This window comes from Novosphingobium sp. Gsoil 351 (genome assembly GCF_009707465.1).
Taxonomy (GTDB): domain Bacteria; phylum Pseudomonadota; class Alphaproteobacteria; order Sphingomonadales; family Sphingomonadaceae; genus Novosphingobium.
The window spans coordinates 246,180-261,618 of sequence record NZ_CP046120.1 but is presented as its reverse complement, the minus strand read 5'-3'; the positions used below and the strand labels follow the sequence as shown (position 1 = coordinate 261,618).

General features: G+C 65.0%; 13 protein-coding genes and 2 tRNA genes. 7 read left to right on the top strand and 8 right to left on the bottom strand.

All coding sequences use genetic code 11. From position 1 onward, the window contains the following. Positions 1-200 precede the first annotated feature (200 nt). Together GKE62_RS01275 and GKE62_RS01270 are read left to right on the top strand one after the other, a co-directional pair. Entirely contained in the window at positions 201-1,811 is a 1,611-nt protein-coding gene (locus GKE62_RS01275; protein ID WP_154690670.1) for a hypothetical protein, read from the top strand. An 83-nt stretch (positions 1,812-1,894) separates the two neighbouring features. Beyond that, positions 1,895-4,618: a TonB-dependent receptor domain-containing protein gene (locus tag GKE62_RS01270; RefSeq protein WP_154690669.1), complete on the top strand. Its 2,724-nt coding sequence runs from the start codon at positions 1,895-1,897 to the stop codon at positions 4,616-4,618. Between the two features lie 172 nt (positions 4,619-4,790). Here GKE62_RS01270 and GKE62_RS01265 read toward each other — a convergent pair whose 3' ends face one another. The 5 genes from GKE62_RS01265 to recJ all read right to left on the bottom strand — a co-directional run bounded on the left by GKE62_RS01265 (position 4,791) and on the right by recJ (position 8,003). Continuing rightward, the gene (locus GKE62_RS01265; RefSeq protein WP_154690668.1) at positions 4,791-5,465 is read right to left on the bottom strand and encodes a response regulator transcription factor; all 675 of its coding nucleotides are present in this window, start codon (positions 5,463-5,465) and stop codon (positions 4,791-4,793) included. An 85-nt stretch (positions 5,466-5,550) separates the two neighbouring features. After that, positions 5,551-5,625, bottom strand: a tRNA-Glu gene (locus GKE62_RS01260). 63 nt (positions 5,626-5,688) lie between these two features. Further along, a tRNA-Glu gene (locus GKE62_RS01255) sits at positions 5,689-5,763 on the bottom strand. A gap of 55 nt (positions 5,764-5,818) precedes the next feature. After that, positions 5,819-6,199, bottom strand: a complete 381-nt coding sequence (locus GKE62_RS01250) for a VOC family protein (protein WP_154690667.1) — start codon at positions 6,197-6,199, stop codon at positions 5,819-5,821. 13 nt (positions 6,200-6,212) lie between these two features. Continuing rightward, positions 6,213-8,003 carry a single-stranded-DNA-specific exonuclease RecJ gene (gene recJ, locus GKE62_RS01245; RefSeq protein ID WP_154690666.1) on the bottom strand — a complete coding sequence of 597 codons (1,791 nt, stop codon included), beginning with the start codon at positions 8,001-8,003 and terminating at the stop codon, positions 6,213-6,215. Between the two features lie 87 nt (positions 8,004-8,090). Here recJ and GKE62_RS01240 point away from each other — a divergent pair, with 87 nt between their 5' ends. Both GKE62_RS01240 and GKE62_RS01235 read left to right on the top strand, forming a co-directional pair. Beyond that, entirely contained in the window at positions 8,091-8,570 is a 480-nt protein-coding gene (locus GKE62_RS01240) for a flavodoxin family protein (RefSeq protein WP_154690665.1), read from the top strand. Between the two features lie 49 nt (positions 8,571-8,619). Beyond that, positions 8,620-9,198 carry a hypothetical protein gene (locus tag GKE62_RS01235; RefSeq protein WP_154690664.1) on the top strand — a complete coding sequence of 193 codons (579 nt, stop codon included), beginning with the start codon at positions 8,620-8,622 and terminating at the stop codon, positions 9,196-9,198. 199 nt (positions 9,199-9,397) lie between these two features. On the opposite strand, the gene GKE62_RS01230 is transcribed toward GKE62_RS01235, so the two are convergent. Next, positions 9,398-10,378 (bottom strand): nitronate monooxygenase family protein, encoded by a 981-nt coding sequence (locus GKE62_RS01230; RefSeq protein ID WP_154690663.1) that lies wholly within the window; start codon positions 10,376-10,378, stop codon positions 9,398-9,400. Positions 10,379-10,474: 96 nt separating this feature from the next. On the opposite strand from GKE62_RS01230, the gene GKE62_RS01225 reads away from it, so the two are divergent. Next, positions 10,475-11,017, top strand: a complete 543-nt coding sequence (locus GKE62_RS01225; protein ID WP_154690662.1) for an MOSC domain-containing protein — start codon at positions 10,475-10,477, stop codon at positions 11,015-11,017. Positions 11,018-11,122: 105 nt separating this feature from the next. After that, positions 11,123-11,536 carry a hypothetical protein gene (locus tag GKE62_RS01220; protein ID WP_154690661.1) on the top strand — a complete coding sequence of 138 codons (414 nt, stop codon included), beginning with the start codon at positions 11,123-11,125 and terminating at the stop codon, positions 11,534-11,536. A 1-nt stretch (position 11,537) separates the two neighbouring features. Here GKE62_RS01220 and GKE62_RS01215 read toward each other — a convergent pair whose 3' ends face one another. Then, complete coding sequence (locus GKE62_RS01215; protein WP_154690660.1) at positions 11,538-12,578, bottom strand: amidohydrolase; 1,041 nt, start codon at positions 12,576-12,578, stop codon at positions 11,538-11,540. A gap of 77 nt (positions 12,579-12,655) precedes the next feature. Between GKE62_RS01215 and GKE62_RS01210 the strand changes: the two genes are divergently transcribed. Beyond that, complete coding sequence (locus tag GKE62_RS01210; protein ID WP_154690659.1) at positions 12,656-13,696, top strand: alcohol dehydrogenase family protein; 1,041 nt, start codon at positions 12,656-12,658, stop codon at positions 13,694-13,696. A 44-nt stretch (positions 13,697-13,740) separates the two neighbouring features. On the opposite strand, the gene leuA is transcribed toward GKE62_RS01210, so the two are convergent. After that, positions 13,741-15,411 (bottom strand): 2-isopropylmalate synthase, encoded by a 1,671-nt coding sequence (gene leuA, locus GKE62_RS01205; protein ID WP_154690658.1) that lies wholly within the window; start codon positions 15,409-15,411, stop codon positions 13,741-13,743. Positions 15,412-15,439 lie beyond the last annotated feature (28 nt).

The following is a 15,439-nucleotide window of genomic DNA, read 5'->3' as shown; positions in this document are numbered from 1 at the left end:
GATGTCATAAAACTGAAATATCGGCTCTGCGTCCCCCGATTGGCCCATACGCCCACGCCCGACACCGTCGTCGCTTCACCGTCATATATCGCCCTATCGCCTGTCACGCCGACGCAGCCAAGCTGTCACGGCGCGCTCCTAAAGGGAGGGCCGGTGGAGGCGAATCGGATGCCTCGCGGACCGACCTAAGGGGAACGATTGTGAGGAAATTCTACGGCTTGCTTCTGCTCGGAAGCAGCGCACTGATTCTGAGCGGCTGCGGCGCCGGCGATGTCGCCTCGCCGGGCACGGGCGGCAACGTGACCATCAACAACCCGGCAGCCCCCGCACCGACGCCCACACCGACGCCGACCAGCTCGCTTGTCACGGCCGCCGCGGGTTGTCCGACGATCGCCGACCCTCAAGGCCTGACCGATGGCGGCACGATCAGCGGCCCGACCGGCGCCTATCGCGTCTGTCGCTTGCCCTCGCTGATCAAGGTCTCCTCGACCCTGCCCAAGATCAGCGGCCTGCTTTACGAGATGAACGGCCGGGTAAACGTCGGTTGCGACGGCGGCTTCAGCGCACCGACCGCGGGCGCGCCGGTGACCTCGACCACGATTGGCTGCGCCACGCCGCTCACCGCGGACACCAATGTAACGCTGACCATAGCACCTGGCGCGATCCTCTATGGCGCGACCGGCCAGTCGTTCCTGGCAGTCAACCGGGGCAACAAGATCAACGCTACTGGTACGGCGACTGCGCCGATCATCTTCACCAGCCGCGACAACGTGCTCGGTCTCAACAGCGACACCAGCCAGGGCCAGTGGGGCGGAGTAATCCTGCTCGGCCGCGCCCGCACCACCGACTGCAACGTGGGCACGGTAGCCGCCGACACTTGCGAGCGCGACACCGAGGGTTCGCCCGATCTGGCCCGCTACGGCGGTCGCGACGATGCCTACAACGCCGGCACGATGAGCTTCGTCCAGATCCGCTACTCGGGCTTCGTCCTGGGTGCGGACAAGGAACTACAGGCGCTGACCACCGAAGGAATCGGCACGGGGACTACGCTCGACCACATCCAGGCGCACAACAGCTCGGACGACGGCAGCGAGTTCTTCGGTGGAGCCTTCAACTTCCGCTACTACATCGCGACCGGCGCCGACGACGACAGCATGGACGTGGATACCGGTGCCCGCGCCAACTTCCAGTACGTGATGCTGCTGCCTCGTGCGGGCAAGGGCGACGCGCTGTTCGAGATCGACAGCAACGGCAACGAAGCCGACACTCCGCGGACCAAGCTGCAGGTGTCCAACTTCGTCGCCGTGCAGCAGCAGACCAGCTCTGACAACGAGGCCGCCGATCAGGCCGCAGCCTTGTTCCGCGGTAACTCGGACACGACCCTGGTCAACGGAATCATCGTGGCGCCGAACAACGAATGCATTCGCATCAACGGATCGGGTACCACGCCCGCGACGCTCACCGCACGGTCAGTCGTGCTTCAGTGCAATGCCACGAAGTATATCGGCACGGGCAGCATCACCGCGGCGCAGGTCGCCACTGCGTTTGGAGCGGGGTCGAACAACAACAGCGACACCTTCACCAACTCGCTGACCGGCACCGGGCTGTACTTTAACGGAGCGAGCGAGAACGCGATCACCACGTTCGATCCGACCTCGCTGTCGTCGTTCTTCCTCGCCACGCCGACGCCGTTCCGGATCGGCGCGGCGTGGACCGAGAACAACGCGTGGTACACCGGTTGGACCTGCAATAGCGCCACGGCCAACTTCGGTTCCACCAGCACCGCCTGCACTTCGCTGCCGACCACCTAGACTGGCCGCCTGACGAAGTCCCGGGGGCGGCCACCAGCTGGCTGCCCCCGGTTTTGCATCCGATACCCCGGGGGAATTTCTCGATGACTGCTCCATCGCGGCTTGCCGCAGCGCTGCTTACCACAACCGCGCTGGCGCTGCCGGGCCTCGCCTTCGCGCAGAGCGAACCGGCGACTGCGGACGACGCCGCGCCAGCGGGTGAAGTTGTGGCCCAGGCGCCCGATGCTCAGCCGCCGGAAGCGCAGCCGCAACAGGAGGAGCAAACCGATGTCTCGGTGCCAGGCGGCGGCAACACCATTGTTGTGACCGGCAACCGCGACCGCAACCTCGCCAAAGCCTCGGACCAGGTCGTCTCGGTGCTCTCCAGCGCCGAAATCGCCCGGACGGGCGAAGGCAACATCGCCGGAGCGCTGGGCCGGGTGACCGGCTTGAGCGTCGTCGGCAACGGCCTCGTCTACGTCCGCGGGCTCGGCGACCGCTATAGCCTCGCGCTGCTCAACGGCTCCCCGCTGCCCAGCCCCGAACCGCTGCGACGGGTGGTCCCGCTCGATTTGTTCCCCAGTGGGGTGATCGCCTCGTCGTTGGTCCAGAAGAGTTACTCGGTGAACTACCCCGGCGAGTTCGGTGGCGGGGTTATCAATCTGACCACCAAAGCGGTCCCGCGCGATCCTTTCCTGACCATCGGCGCTGGGGTCGGCTACGACAGCGAGACGACCGGACAACTCGGCTATTCCTACTTCGGCGGCGGGGATTCGGATTATTCCGGGTTCGACGACGGGACTCGCGACGTGCCTCCGGCGCTGGGCGCGTTCTTCAAGAGCGGCGCGAACCTCAACGATCCCAACCAGGTGAGCTTGGCCGCCAACCAAGCGATCGCCTCGCAGCTGATCAACTTCGGCAATTCGGTGGTCCAGAAGCTGGGCAACCTGCCGCCCAACGCCTCGGCCTCGTTCTCGGCAGGCAAGTCGTTCCCGATCGGTGGCGCCGATCTCGGAGTCATCCTGGCGGGCGGCTACAGCAACAAGTTCCTGACTCGCGAGTCGCTTCAGCAATCGTCGCTGACTGCCGATCTTTCGACCGTCGAGAGCAGCTTTCGGCAGGTCAACACCGACCAGAGGATCGTCGTCAACGGACTGTTCGGGCTGGGACTCGAGTTCGGCGCGAACAAGGTGCGCTGGACCAACCTCTACATCCGCGACACGATCAAGCAGGCGCGCCTCGCGCTGGGCAATCGCCAGCAGACTTCGGTCGACTTCTTGCAGCAACGTACGGGCTGGTACGAACGGCAGTTGATCGACACCCAGATCGTCGGCGAGTTCAAGCTCGCCCCGGCGCTCAATCTCGACGTGCGCGCCGGTTACGCCAACTCGCAGCGCGAGGCTCCCGACGAGCTATTCTTCGAATACGCACGGACCAATTCCCCGGCAGACCCTTTCGGCCAGTTTTTCGTCAATCGCCTCAACAACGGCGCGCGGGGCGATGCCGAGATCACCTTTTCCGACCTCAACGAAGATCTCTACTCGGCCGGGATCGACTTGACCTATGCCCTGTTCGACACTCTCAACGTGACGATTGGCGGTGCAGCCTCCGATACCAAGCGCACCAGCTCGCGCCGCAACTTCCTGTTCACCGCGCCAAACAACTTTCCCGGCGGAGTCGATCTGTTCCGTCCCGATCTGCTGCTCCAGCCGTCGGTGATCAACGCCTTCGGCATCTCGCTGATCGAGGGCGACACCGGCAACCCGGCGTTTCTGGCACGGCTGAAGAACTATGCGGGTTACATCAAGGGCAACTGGCAGGCGACCGACACGATCAGCCTCGACGCAGGGGTGCGCTATGAAAAGGCAACCCAGCGGGTCGATCCAATCCAGGTGTTCGTCAAGCCCGTTTCGGGCACGGGCGGCACCCTGCTCAAGCGCGACTACTTCCTGCCCGCCGCCACGCTTACCTGGCAAGTCCGCCCAGACATGCAGTTCCGGCTGTCTGCTTCCAAAACCATCGCTCGCCCGCAGTTCCGCGAGTTGATCAACCAGCCCTATTTCGATCCCGACAGCAACCGACCTTATCGTGGCAACCCGCTGCTGGTCGATAGCACGTTGAGCAACGCCGAAGCGCGCTACGAGTGGTATTTCGCGCCCGAACAGCGCTTCTCGATCGCCGGCTTCTACAAGAAGCTCAAACGCCCGATCGAGGCGTTCATCACCGGAGGCGACCTTACCACATCCTATGCCAATGCACCCGATGCGACGCTGTACGGCGGCGAGGTGGAGCTGGTGAAGTATTTCGACATTTCGTCGTTCGGCGGCGATAAAAGCTGGTTCGCCGACCGCCGGTTCGTGACCATCGCCAACTATACCTATTCCAAATCGAAGCTGAAGGTTTCGCCAGGAGACACCACCCAGGTGTTCGGCGCCGCCTCGGGAATCGCCACGGACTATTTCCGCGACGGCGCGCCGCTCACTGGCCAGTCCGATCACATCGCCAACGTCCAGTTCGGGTTCGAGAACACCGAGCGACTGAGCCAGCAGACCCTGCTGCTGTCGTACGCCAGCAAGCGTGTGATCAGCCGCGGCCTCAACGGCTCGCCACCACAACCGGATGTGATAGAAAAGCCCGGCCTGCGGATCGATTTCGTCGCGCGCGAGGCGATGGATTTCCTCGGCCAAGAGATCGAGCTGAAGTTTGAAGCCCGCAACATTACCGCGCGCAAGCACGAAGAGTTCCAGCAATCCGGCAACAATCGGATCGACGTGAACACTTACGATCTGGGCCGGACTCTGACGCTGAGCGCTTCGGTTACGTTCTAGAGGTTCGGCTGTTCGGTTTCTGTAAGCCGGGCCTGTAAACCCCGTTTGCCCTGGGCTGGTCGAAGGGCCGTTATTTGCTTCGCCCGGTCACACGCACGACCTTTCAGATTAAGGAAAGGTGCTTCGACCAGCTCAGCACGAGCGGATTTTTGTGAGGCTGGGAGCCTTCAGTTCAAGGCGTATCGAGCACATACCCCAGTGAACGCACTGTCCTGAGCTGATCGCCCGCGCCCGCGTTGCGCAACGCCGCTCGTAACCTTCCGACCCACACGTCAACCGTGCGCTCGTCGATGGCAGGTGCCTGCTTTCCCAGCGCGGCGATCAATTGGGTGCGGCTAAAGACGCGGCCGGGATGCTCGACGAAATAGCGCAACAGGCGAAACTCGTTGGGCATCAGCGGAATCGGCTTGTCCTGCCACAACGCCCGGAAAGCATTGTTTTCGACAGTGAGATCGCCGAGGCGAGTGATTTCGCGCGCGACGAACTCGCTTTCCTTAGCCCCGGTAGAGAGGATGCGATCGAGCACGATCGTCCGGGTCAGCGGTCCCATCAGGTAATCGTCCGCCCCCGCACGCAGTGCTCGGCGGCGATCTTCGGGGCTATCCTCCTCCAGCGCCATGGTCACCTGCGCTTGCGCGGTGCGGGGATCGCAGCGAAGGCGGCGGCAGGCTTCGAGTCCGGAGAAATCGGGTAGGATCCAGTCGACGAACGCCCACAGCGCGCCGTCCGAAAGCGGAACAGTGGCAAGGTCGGGCGAAACCTGAAAGTCGATCTGAAATGCGTCGCTGGCAAACTTCGCCAGCCCGCCTTCGATCGGCTGAAACAGGAGAACGTGGGTCTTGATCATCGCCCGGACGGTCTGGACGAGCGATGTGACACGAGCGTTACGAAATTGCGACCGTTCGCAGATGCGCTCTCAGCAAGACTGGCGATGGTGACCCCTACGGGAATCGAACCCGTGTTTCAGCCGTGAGAGGGCCGCGTCCTAACCGCTAGACGAAGGGGCCGGTAACCATCGCTCGGCCGCGCCATGTCGCCGCATCCACGCGCGCCGTCAAGCGCGACCGGGATGGTGACCCCAACGGGAATCGAACCCGTGTTTCAGCCGTGAAAGGGCCGCGTCCTAACCGCTAGACGATGGGGCCTGAAAGCATATGGCGCCGCCAAGGCCCGCGCGTTTAGGATAGGGGTCCCAAAGGGTCAAGCCTGCGAATGACACACCGCCTGAAGCTTGTTGCCGTCGGGATCGCGCACGTATGCGCCGTAGTAGTTGGGATGATAGTGCGGTCGCAAACCCGGCGCACCCTCATCGCTGCCTCCGTGCGCGAGCGCGGCAGCGTAGAACGCATCGACAGTCGCCCTATCAGCCGCCAGGTAGGCCACGTGGACGCCGTTGCCAGGAACCGCGGGCGCGCCATCGAACGGGGCACCGACGAAGGTCTTCGGTCCGATCGGGGGACCGAAGGCGATGCCGCCTTCGCGTTCGAACATTATGGGATGGCCCAGTACCTCCATCACCGCGATCCAGAACGGGCGCGCGCGGACCCAGTCGTTGGTGCCCAAGGTGACGTGGCTGAACATCGATCATCGCTCCTCAATCCGCCCAGGCGGCGTCCTCGACATGCAATTCGGCGGCGGGGCGGCTGCCCCAGTCGTCGAGTCTAGGGCGCCCGGCAAGCCAGAATCGCCGCCCCTTGCTACCGTGGAGCAGCGCCTGACCCATCTCGGTCTCGACCGCGCGAAAGGCGATAGCCTTGAACGAAATGCCGTCGTTGCCACCAACTATCATCCGCAGGTGGTTGGTGCCGACAACGTCCGCCTTGATCATCCTCAGCGGCCCCAGCGCGATTCGCGGTCCCGGCCAGCCCATCCCGAACGGTCCCGCGGCTTCGAGCGCGGATGTCAGATCGGGGGTCAGGCCGCCGGGGGTGAGGCTGAGATCGATAAGCATGGTCTCGCCAGTGCGTGCGGCTGTCACAGCGCCGGCAAGCCTCGCATCAAGCCAGTCTGCCAGCGCCGCCACTCCCCCGGTGCGCACCGTAAGCCCCGCAGCCATGGCGTGACCCCCGCCCGCCTCAAGAAGCCCGGCCTCGCGCGCGGCGATGATCGCGGCACCCAGATCGACCCCGGCGATCGAACGGGCCGAACCTTTGCCGGTGCCGTCGATCTCGTCGAGCGCGATTACCAGCGTGGGTTTGCCGGTCCTTTCCTTGAGCCGTCCGGCGACAATTCCGATCACGCCCGGATGCCATCCACTGCCAGACACAATGACAACCGCGCGGTTGTGCTGACCCGCCAGTTGCGCTTCGGCGGCTTCCTGGACAGCCGCCTCGATTCCGCGGCGTTCGTCGTTGAGGCGGGATAATTGGGCAGCAATATCGCGCGCCTCGTCGGCGTCGCGGGTAGTCAGCAGACGCACGCCGAGCGTCGCTTCGCCGACCCGGCCCCCGGCATTGACCCGCGGCCCCAGCGCGAAACCAAGGTCGCTGCACGTTGGCGCTTTGCTGAGCCGCGAAGCGTCTATCAGTGCGGCCATCCCAATGTTCCCGCGCCGCGCCATTACCTTGAGCCCTTGCGCGACCATGGCGCGGTTGAGTCCGTGAAGCGCGGCGACGTCGGCGACCGTCCCCAGCGCGACCAGATCGAGCAGTGCGAGCAGGTCGGGCTCGACGCGGTCGGCGAAGTAGCCCTGCGCCCGCAGGGTGCGGACCAGCGCGATGCTGAGGAGGAACGCGACACCCACCGCGGCAAGGTGGCCAAACGCCGCGCCTTCGTCGCTTTCGTCGAGCCGGTTGGGGTTCACCAGCGCGGTCGCCAGCGGCAAATCGGGCGAGCATTTGTGATGATCGACCACGATCACCTCGACCCCCGCCTCGTGCGCCGCCGCCAGCGCCTCGTGTGCCATCGCCCCGCAATCGACCGTCACCACCAGCGTTGTGCCTTCGGCGCCCAGCTTGACGAGTGCATCGCCCGAGGGGCCGTAGCCTTCGAGGAGGCGGTCGGGAATGTAGTAGCCCGCCTCCAGTCCGAGATCGCGCAGGACGAGGATCAGCAACGCCGCGCTGGTTGCACCATCGACGTCGTAGTCTCCGTAGATCGTCACTCGTTCGCCGGTGGTGACCGCGCGGGCGAGGCGTTCAGCGGCGACATCCATGTCTCTGAACAGCGACGGGTCTGGCAGGAACGCCCGTAGCGTCGGCGTCTTGTGCCTGACCAGATCGTCGCGCTTCACGCCTCTGGCGAGCAGCAGTTGTGTGACGAGATCGTCGAGCCCCTCTGCGCGCCGGCCGCCGTCGATCGCGTCGTCGCCAAAATCGCCATTGCCGCCGCGCCAACGCCATGCGCGCCCGCTTAGCGAGCGGCCAATTCCCAGCACGTCGATCATCGCTGCTCGCTATCCCAACCCCGGCGGGGGGGGAAGGGGCACCGCAACGATTGACGGGGAGGGCGCGAAATGCTCGCCTGATCCGCGATGTTGCTGATCGTCTGGCATTCGCGCACCGGCGCCGCTCGCGCGATGGCCGAGGCCGCGTGGCAGGGCGCGCGGGGTGAGGGCGAGGCCCGTCTGATCACGGCGGCGGAGGCCCAGCCCGACGATCTCCTCGCCGCTCGAGGCTATCTGTTCGCCTGCCCGGAAAACCTCGCGACGATGAGCGGAGCGATGAAGGAGTTCTTCGACCGCAGCTATTATCCGCTGCTCGGCCGCATCGAAGGGCGCGCCTATGCCACGCTGATCGCTGCCGGAAGCGATGGCAGCGGCGCGCAGCGGCAAATCGACCGGATCGCGAAGGGCTGGCGGCTGCGCCGGGTCGCAGAATCGCTGATCGTCAACACTGCCGCGCAAACGCCGGCCACGATTCTCGCGCCCAAGTCGGTTGCGGCCGGCGACCTGGAAGGTTGCCGCGCGTTGGGCCAGGCGCTTGGCGCGGGGCTGGCGATGGGTGCGTTCTGACGCCGGTGCCCGATGCGGAGAGACGGGACTCGACGCAGACAGCGCTGCCGTGCCAATCAAGAACGTGACACCGAAGGGCCGTGGGGTCGAGACCGACAGCGTGGATCAACATCCGCCAATTCCGGAGCGAGCGCTGCTCGCCCTGCTTTTTCCGCCGGGTGGGCGGCCCTCGATCGACGACGTTCGCTTGGCCGGAGAGGCAGCGGGCGCTTTCGCGGTTTCGTATGCGCCACAAAGCCCGGAAGGCTGGGCCGAGTTGCTGATCACCGGCCTGACCTTCGAGATCGTCGGGTTGATCCCGGGTAGCGCACAACCACGCCCGCGAATCGCCCATCATTTTGGCGAGACAAGCGAATGGCGAGACGGCGGATTCGAGGTCGTCGAGCTGCGACCGGGTGCGCACTTGGCGGGCGCGGCGGCTATGTTGCCGGTGGTGCGGGGCTGCGTCGTCCTGGGAACCGCGTTGGCGGGCTCGACCGGGGCGGTTGGGCTGGTCTGGATTCCTGCCGCTTCATTGATGGCGGCGGACTACTTCGCCGCAGCCGTGGTCGGATGGCTGAATGGTAGCCCCTTCCCGGCGCTCGGATTGACCGCCTTGGCATCCGGCGAAGGATGCTTGTCGAGCTAGTGGCTGGTCTTTTTTATTGATCACAAATTCTACGTTGTCGCCTCCGAACCCCCATCGGTCAGGCGGACAGCCCTAGGCTCGATTGTCGCCTTGATTTCCTCCGGTTCGATGACCGCGCAGGGTGGCTCGGACGTCGATTCGCTGCTGGCCGACCCAAGTATGGACGGCAGCCAAGCGGCAGCTCGTACCTAAACTGAGATTAGCGTGCGAACGGCGCGGTGTTGGCGGAAAGTGCGGTGATCGCGGCGTTGTATTCAGCTTCGAACCGGTCGACCCGCTCGCTCACGGATTCGACCACCTTGACCGTGCCGATCCCTTGGCCCGAGCCCCAGATGTCCTTCCACGCCTTCGCCTTCGTATTACCACCCGACCCGAAGTTCATCGCGCTGGGATCGCTGACCGGCAGGTTGTCGGGATCCAGCCCGGCGTTTTCGATCGACGAGCGTAGATAGTTGCCGTGGATGCCGGTGAACAGGTTGGTGTACACGATCCCCGCCGCATCGCCTGCGACGATGCCCTGCTTGTAGCCTTCTGTGGCGTTCGCCTCGTGCGTGGCGATCCACGGGGTGCCGATATAGGCGAAATCGGCGCCGAGGGCCTGGGCGGCGAGGATCGAGCGGCCGTGCGCGATCGCTCCGGAAAGTGCGATCAATCCGTCGAACCAGGTCCGCAGTTCGGCCATAAACGCGAACGGCGAAAGACCTCCGGCATGCCCGCCCGCTCCGGCCGCGACCGGGATCAGCCCATCTGCGCCTTTCTCGATGGCCTTGCGCGCGAAGCGGTCGTTGATGACATCGTGGAGCACGATCCCGCCCCAAGCGTGAACCGCGTTGTTGACGTCCTCACGCGCGCCGAGCGAGGTGATGACCATCGGCACTTGCCACTTGGCGCAGACCGCCATGTCTTCGTCGAGGCGGTTGTTGGTTTTGTGGACGATCTGGTTGCAAGCGAAGGGCGCGGCGGGCCGATCAGGATTGTCGCGGTTGTGCGCGGACAGCTCTTCGGTGATCTGGTGGAGCCATTCATCGAGTACGCCCGAGGGCCGAGCGTTCAGTGTCGGAAAACTGCCGACGATCCCCGCCTTGCACTGCGCAATTACGAGCTCCGGACCCGAGACGATGAACAGCGGCGAACCGATCACAGGCAAACGTAGGCGATCGAAGGGTGCGGGAAGCGGCATGCAGGTCTCCGGTAGGCTTAATCGGACGGTTAACTGGCGCGATACGTAGCGGTGGGGCTACTGTCAAAGTTGAGCGGCGCGGGCTAGGAAATGGCAATGCCCGCACACGTACTGGCCCTTGCTCGCGACGATCTGCACCGGGTGTCGAAGCAGCCGTGCGCGCGGGTCCGCCTGATCGCCGGTCTCGGCGTCGAGGGTGACGCGCACGCCGGGCTGACGATGCAGCATCGTTCGCGGTGGGTGAAGCAGCGCACCGTGCCCAACCTGCGCCAGGTTCACCTGATCCATGCCGAACTGTTCGACGAATTGTACGCCAAAGGCTTTGTCATCGCGCCTGCTCGGATGGGCGAGAACGTGACGACGCGGGGGATCGACTTGCTCGGTCTGTCCGCCGGGACCAGGCTACGGCTTGGCACGAGGGCGGTGATCGAGCTGACCGGGCTGCGCAACCCCTGCTTCAAGCTCGACGGGATAGCGCCTGGCCTAATGGGAGCGGTGCTCGAGAAGGGCGCGGGTAAGACCCTGATCCGCAAGGCCGGAGTGATGGCGGTGGTCGTCGCGTCCGGCGAGGTCGGAATCGGCGATCCCGTCACCATCGCCACCGTCCCTCCGATTCTCGTCCCGCTTAAGCCGGTGTGACAGCTTGCATAGCTGGGCTGTGGGCGCGGTCACCGCAGCGCAGCGCGAATCGCGTTAACCCAATTGCGGCGGAAAAGGACCGCCCGCAACAAAGCGATCGAAGCCATGACCGACACCCGATCCCGGCTGCTCCCGTGCCCCAACCCGTGGTGTGAACGAGGCGACCCCTGCCTGCGCCGGGGCTGCGAGCGGATGCGCCGCAGGACTTGGGCTCAGGTGTTCTGCGCGCGGTGCGAAATGGCCGGGCCGCGAGAGACCAACGATGCCGCAGCAATCGCCGCGTGGAACACCCGCCGCGACGACGAGGAAGCCGTGGCCGGCGGCGACGACTGGCGCGATGCCGCGCAGCCCGCCCCCGAAGGCCAGCCGGTGATCGCGCTCTACCGCGCCTTCAACCGCCCCAACGGCAAGACGATGAAGCATGTCGTGTGGTGGCGCGAAGGCGGCTGGAGAATCTATCCATTCACCAGCAACAGTGGTTTCGTCGATCGCTGGCGGCCGCTCGCGGCGGTGGGTTGAGCTAGTAGGCCAGCCCTTCCAGACCGTAGACGTGCGCCGCCGTACCCGCAAAGAGAGCGCGCTTTTCGTCCGCCGAAGCCCCGCTCACCAGCCGCTTGAAGACGTTCCACAGCACCGCGTAGCTCGCGCCCCAGCGATCGACGGGATAGTTGCTCTCGAACATCGCTCGATTGGGTCCAAACGCGTCTATGCATGTTTCGATATAGGGTCGCCACATCGCCGCCAGTGTCTCTGACGAAAGCCCGGCTTCGGGTCCGTGGTCGGGCAGGCCGGCGAAGTACATGGCCAGCCCGCCGAGCTTGATCGAGACGTTCGGGCACTTGCCAAGGTCGCGGATGCTATCGCGCCAGGAGTCGAAGCGCTCGTGGAGCCGGCCCTTGTACGATGCGACCCCCAATGGCGTGCCGCAGTGGTCGAGCACGATCGGCTGGTCCGGAAAAGCGCGCGCCAGCGACAAGACGTCGCCGAGTTGCGGCTCAAGCAGCCAGGCGTCGAAAGTCAATCCCAGTCTGCCGAGGTGAGCGAAGCCTTCGCGGAATGTCGGGTCGAGATAGAGACCCCGTGGCGCATGGAATGGCGCGCCCAGGACTTCGGGATCGGCATCCCACGCGGCGGAATGACGGATGCCTTTGAAGCGCGGTGTCACGGACTTGAGCGCTTCCAGGACAGGCAGCACGGAGTCGCCGAGCAGCAGGTCAGCATGACCGACGATGCCCGCGCACAGGCGGGTTTCGCCGTACAGCCCGCTCGCGCTTTGCGCGGCGACGCCGTTGACGTACTCGACTTCGCCAAGGACCTTCATCGCGTTCCCGGCCCCGGCGCGGTAGAAAGCACCGCATTCCATGAAGACCGTGCCCACCACGTTATGCCCGCTAGCGATTTCCGCGCGCAGTTGGTCGAAGGCGTAGTAGGGCGAAAGCGCCACGGTCGCGACGAACGGATGACGCGGAGTGGGAAACGAGGCGATCAGCGGCCGCAAGTCCCACAGGTGATGATGTGGGTCGATGATGGGCAGATCGGGTTCTAGGATCGCTTCGGTCATGTCTGCTCCCACGGTTTTCGTTTGAGGGGTTGTCGCGGGGCGCGGCGCGTTTGACAATGCCCCCTCAGGAGACCCGCATGAAAGCGCTGCGTTACTACGGAGTACGTGACATCCGCCACGAGGGGATGGACGACCCGCGCCTCGAGACCGACCGCGACGCCATCGTGCGGATGACCGGCTGCTCGATCTGCGGCAGCGACTTGCACATCTGGCACGGCCACGGGTTCAGCGAGGATATCGGCTTCTGCGTCGGCCACGAAGCGGTCGGCGAGGTGGTCGAAGTGGGCCGGGGCGTAAGCCGCCTCAGGGTCGGCGACAGCGTGATGATGCCCGCGGCAGTCGGTTGCGGGGCGTGCCGCTCGTGCTTGGGCGGTGTGGTCCACACCTGCGAGAGCAACGCCAGCGGCTGCTACGGACTGTCGGCCAGTTTGCAAGGCGTTCAGGCCGAGGCGTTCCGGGTCCCCGTCGCGGACGTCAACGCGGTCAAAATTCCCAGCGGCATCAGCGAGGATCAGGCGCTCATGATGACCGACGCACTCGCCACCGCCTGGTTCGGCGCGCGCAACGCCGACATTCGGCCCGGCAACAGCGTGGCGGTGATCGGCTTGGGCCCGATCGGGCTGATGGCGGTAGACAGCGCGTTCGTAATGGGCGCAGGAGTCGTCTATGCGATCGACCCGGTGGCCGAGCGGAGGGCGCTGGCGACCGAGGCTGGAGCAATTGCGCTCGCTCCCGACGAGGCGCTCGAAACGATCCGCGCGGCGACCCACGGTGTAAAGCTGGATTGCGTGGTCGAGGCGGTCGGGAGCGAGGCGACGGTCGACCTGGCCCTGCGGTTGGTCCGGCGGCGCGGGACGGTCTCGGTGATCGGTGTCCAGCAGGCGCGCCGCTACGCTTTCCCGCTCGAACGCGCGTTCGCGGCAGGGCTGACCTTTCGCATCGGCACGTGCTCGGTCCCCGAGGAGCTGCCCGCGCTGTTCCCGCTGGTTCAATCGGGGCGTTTGCGGCCGGAAAAATACATCAGCCACCGGATGCCGCTGAGCGCCGGGCCGGATGCCTACAGGCTATTCGAGGCGCGCGAAAGCGGCGCGCTCAAGATGGTGCTGCTGCCTGATTGACTATTCCCAACTCCGCTCGGGATGAGTGGGTGCCGCTTTACGTTTCAAACTACACCATTGGCCGCGCTCAGCACGGCCCTGACGCTCGCGGTGGCGACGTCCTCGTCGATGCCCACGCCCCAGACGATCTCGCCCGAAGGCAGCGCGCACTCGACATAAGCCGCCGCGCGTGCGTCGGACCCAGCGCCCATCGCGTGCTCGGTGTAGTCCTTGACCTCGAGTTCCACCCCAAACGCCTCGCTCAAGGTCGCCACCACTGACGAGATCAGCCCGTTGCCGCGCCCGCTGACGCTCCGCTCACGCCCCGCCACAGCGATCTTGCCTGCGAAGATCCGCGCACCGTCGGGGCCGCGCGCTTCCTCATAGTCGACGAGTTGGAAATGCTGCGGGGTGTTAAGGTGATAGACCCGCTGGAACACCTCCCAGATATCGTCGGCCTGTAACTCGCGCCCGGCGGTGTCGGCCAGGTCCTGGACATGGCGCGAGAAATGCGCCTGCATCCGTTTGGGTAGCTTGAGCCCCTGATCCTGTTCGAGCACCCAGGCGAAGCCGCCTTTGCCGCTCTGCGAGTTGACCCGGATCACCGCCTCGTAGCTGCGCCCCAGGTCGGCCGGGTCGATCGGCAGGTAAGGCATTTCCCAATAGTCGTCGTTCTGTCGCGCGCGCGCCTCGAAGCCCTTCTTGATCGCGTCCTGGTGGCTGCCCGAAAACGAGGTGTAGACCAGCTCGCCGACATAGGGATGGCGCGGGTGGATCGGCAACTGGTTGCAATAGGTGACGGTACTGGCAATGCCGTCGATGTCCGAGAGATCGATCTGTGGATCAACACCTTGCGAGTACATATTCAGCGCGACTGTCACCAGATCGCAGTTACCGGTACGCTCGCCGTTGCCGAACAGGCAACCTTCCACGCGGTCGGCCCCCGCCATCAGCCCCAGTTCGCACGCCGCGATCCCGGTACCACGGTCATTGTGGGTATGGAGGCTGATCACCACGCTGTCGCGGTTGGGGATCGTGCGACCGAACAGCTCGATCTGGTCGGCATAGACGTTGGGCGTCGCGCACTCGACCGTCGAGGGCAGGTTGAAGATGATCGGCTTGTCCGGCGTCGGCTGGAGCACCTCCATCACCGCCGTGCAGACCTCGACCGAGTATTCGACCTCCGCGGTTGAGAACGTCTCGGGGCTGTATTCAAAGCGCCAGTCGGTGCCGGGATACCTGGCCGCCTGGTCGCGCATGACCTTGGCGCCTTCGATGGCGATGGCCTTGATCTCGTCCTTGCCCATTCCGAACACGATCCGCCGCCACGCGGGCGAAATCGCATTGTAGAGGTGGACAATCGCGGTTTCGGCCCCTTCCAGGCTGGCGAACGTGGTCTCGATCAGGTCGCGGCGCGACTGGGTCAGGACTTGCGGCGTAACGTCGCCGGGGATTCGCCCCGATCGGACCAGCCCCTGGATATAGTCAAAGTCGGTCGCACCCGAGGCGGGGAAGCCGACTTCGATCTCCTTGATCCCGATCTTGCACAACAGGTCGAAGAAGCGGGTCTTCTTTTCCGCGCCCATTGGGTCGACCAGCGCCTGGTTGCCGTCGCGTAGGTCGGTCGATAGCCACCGCGGGGCCTTGTCGATGACACGGCCGGGCCACTGGCGGTCGGGCAGGTTGATCGGGGGAAACGGACGATACTTGACCGAAGGGTCGGACAAAAAGGGCATGGACTTGCTCGCTGCGCTGGATGCGTCG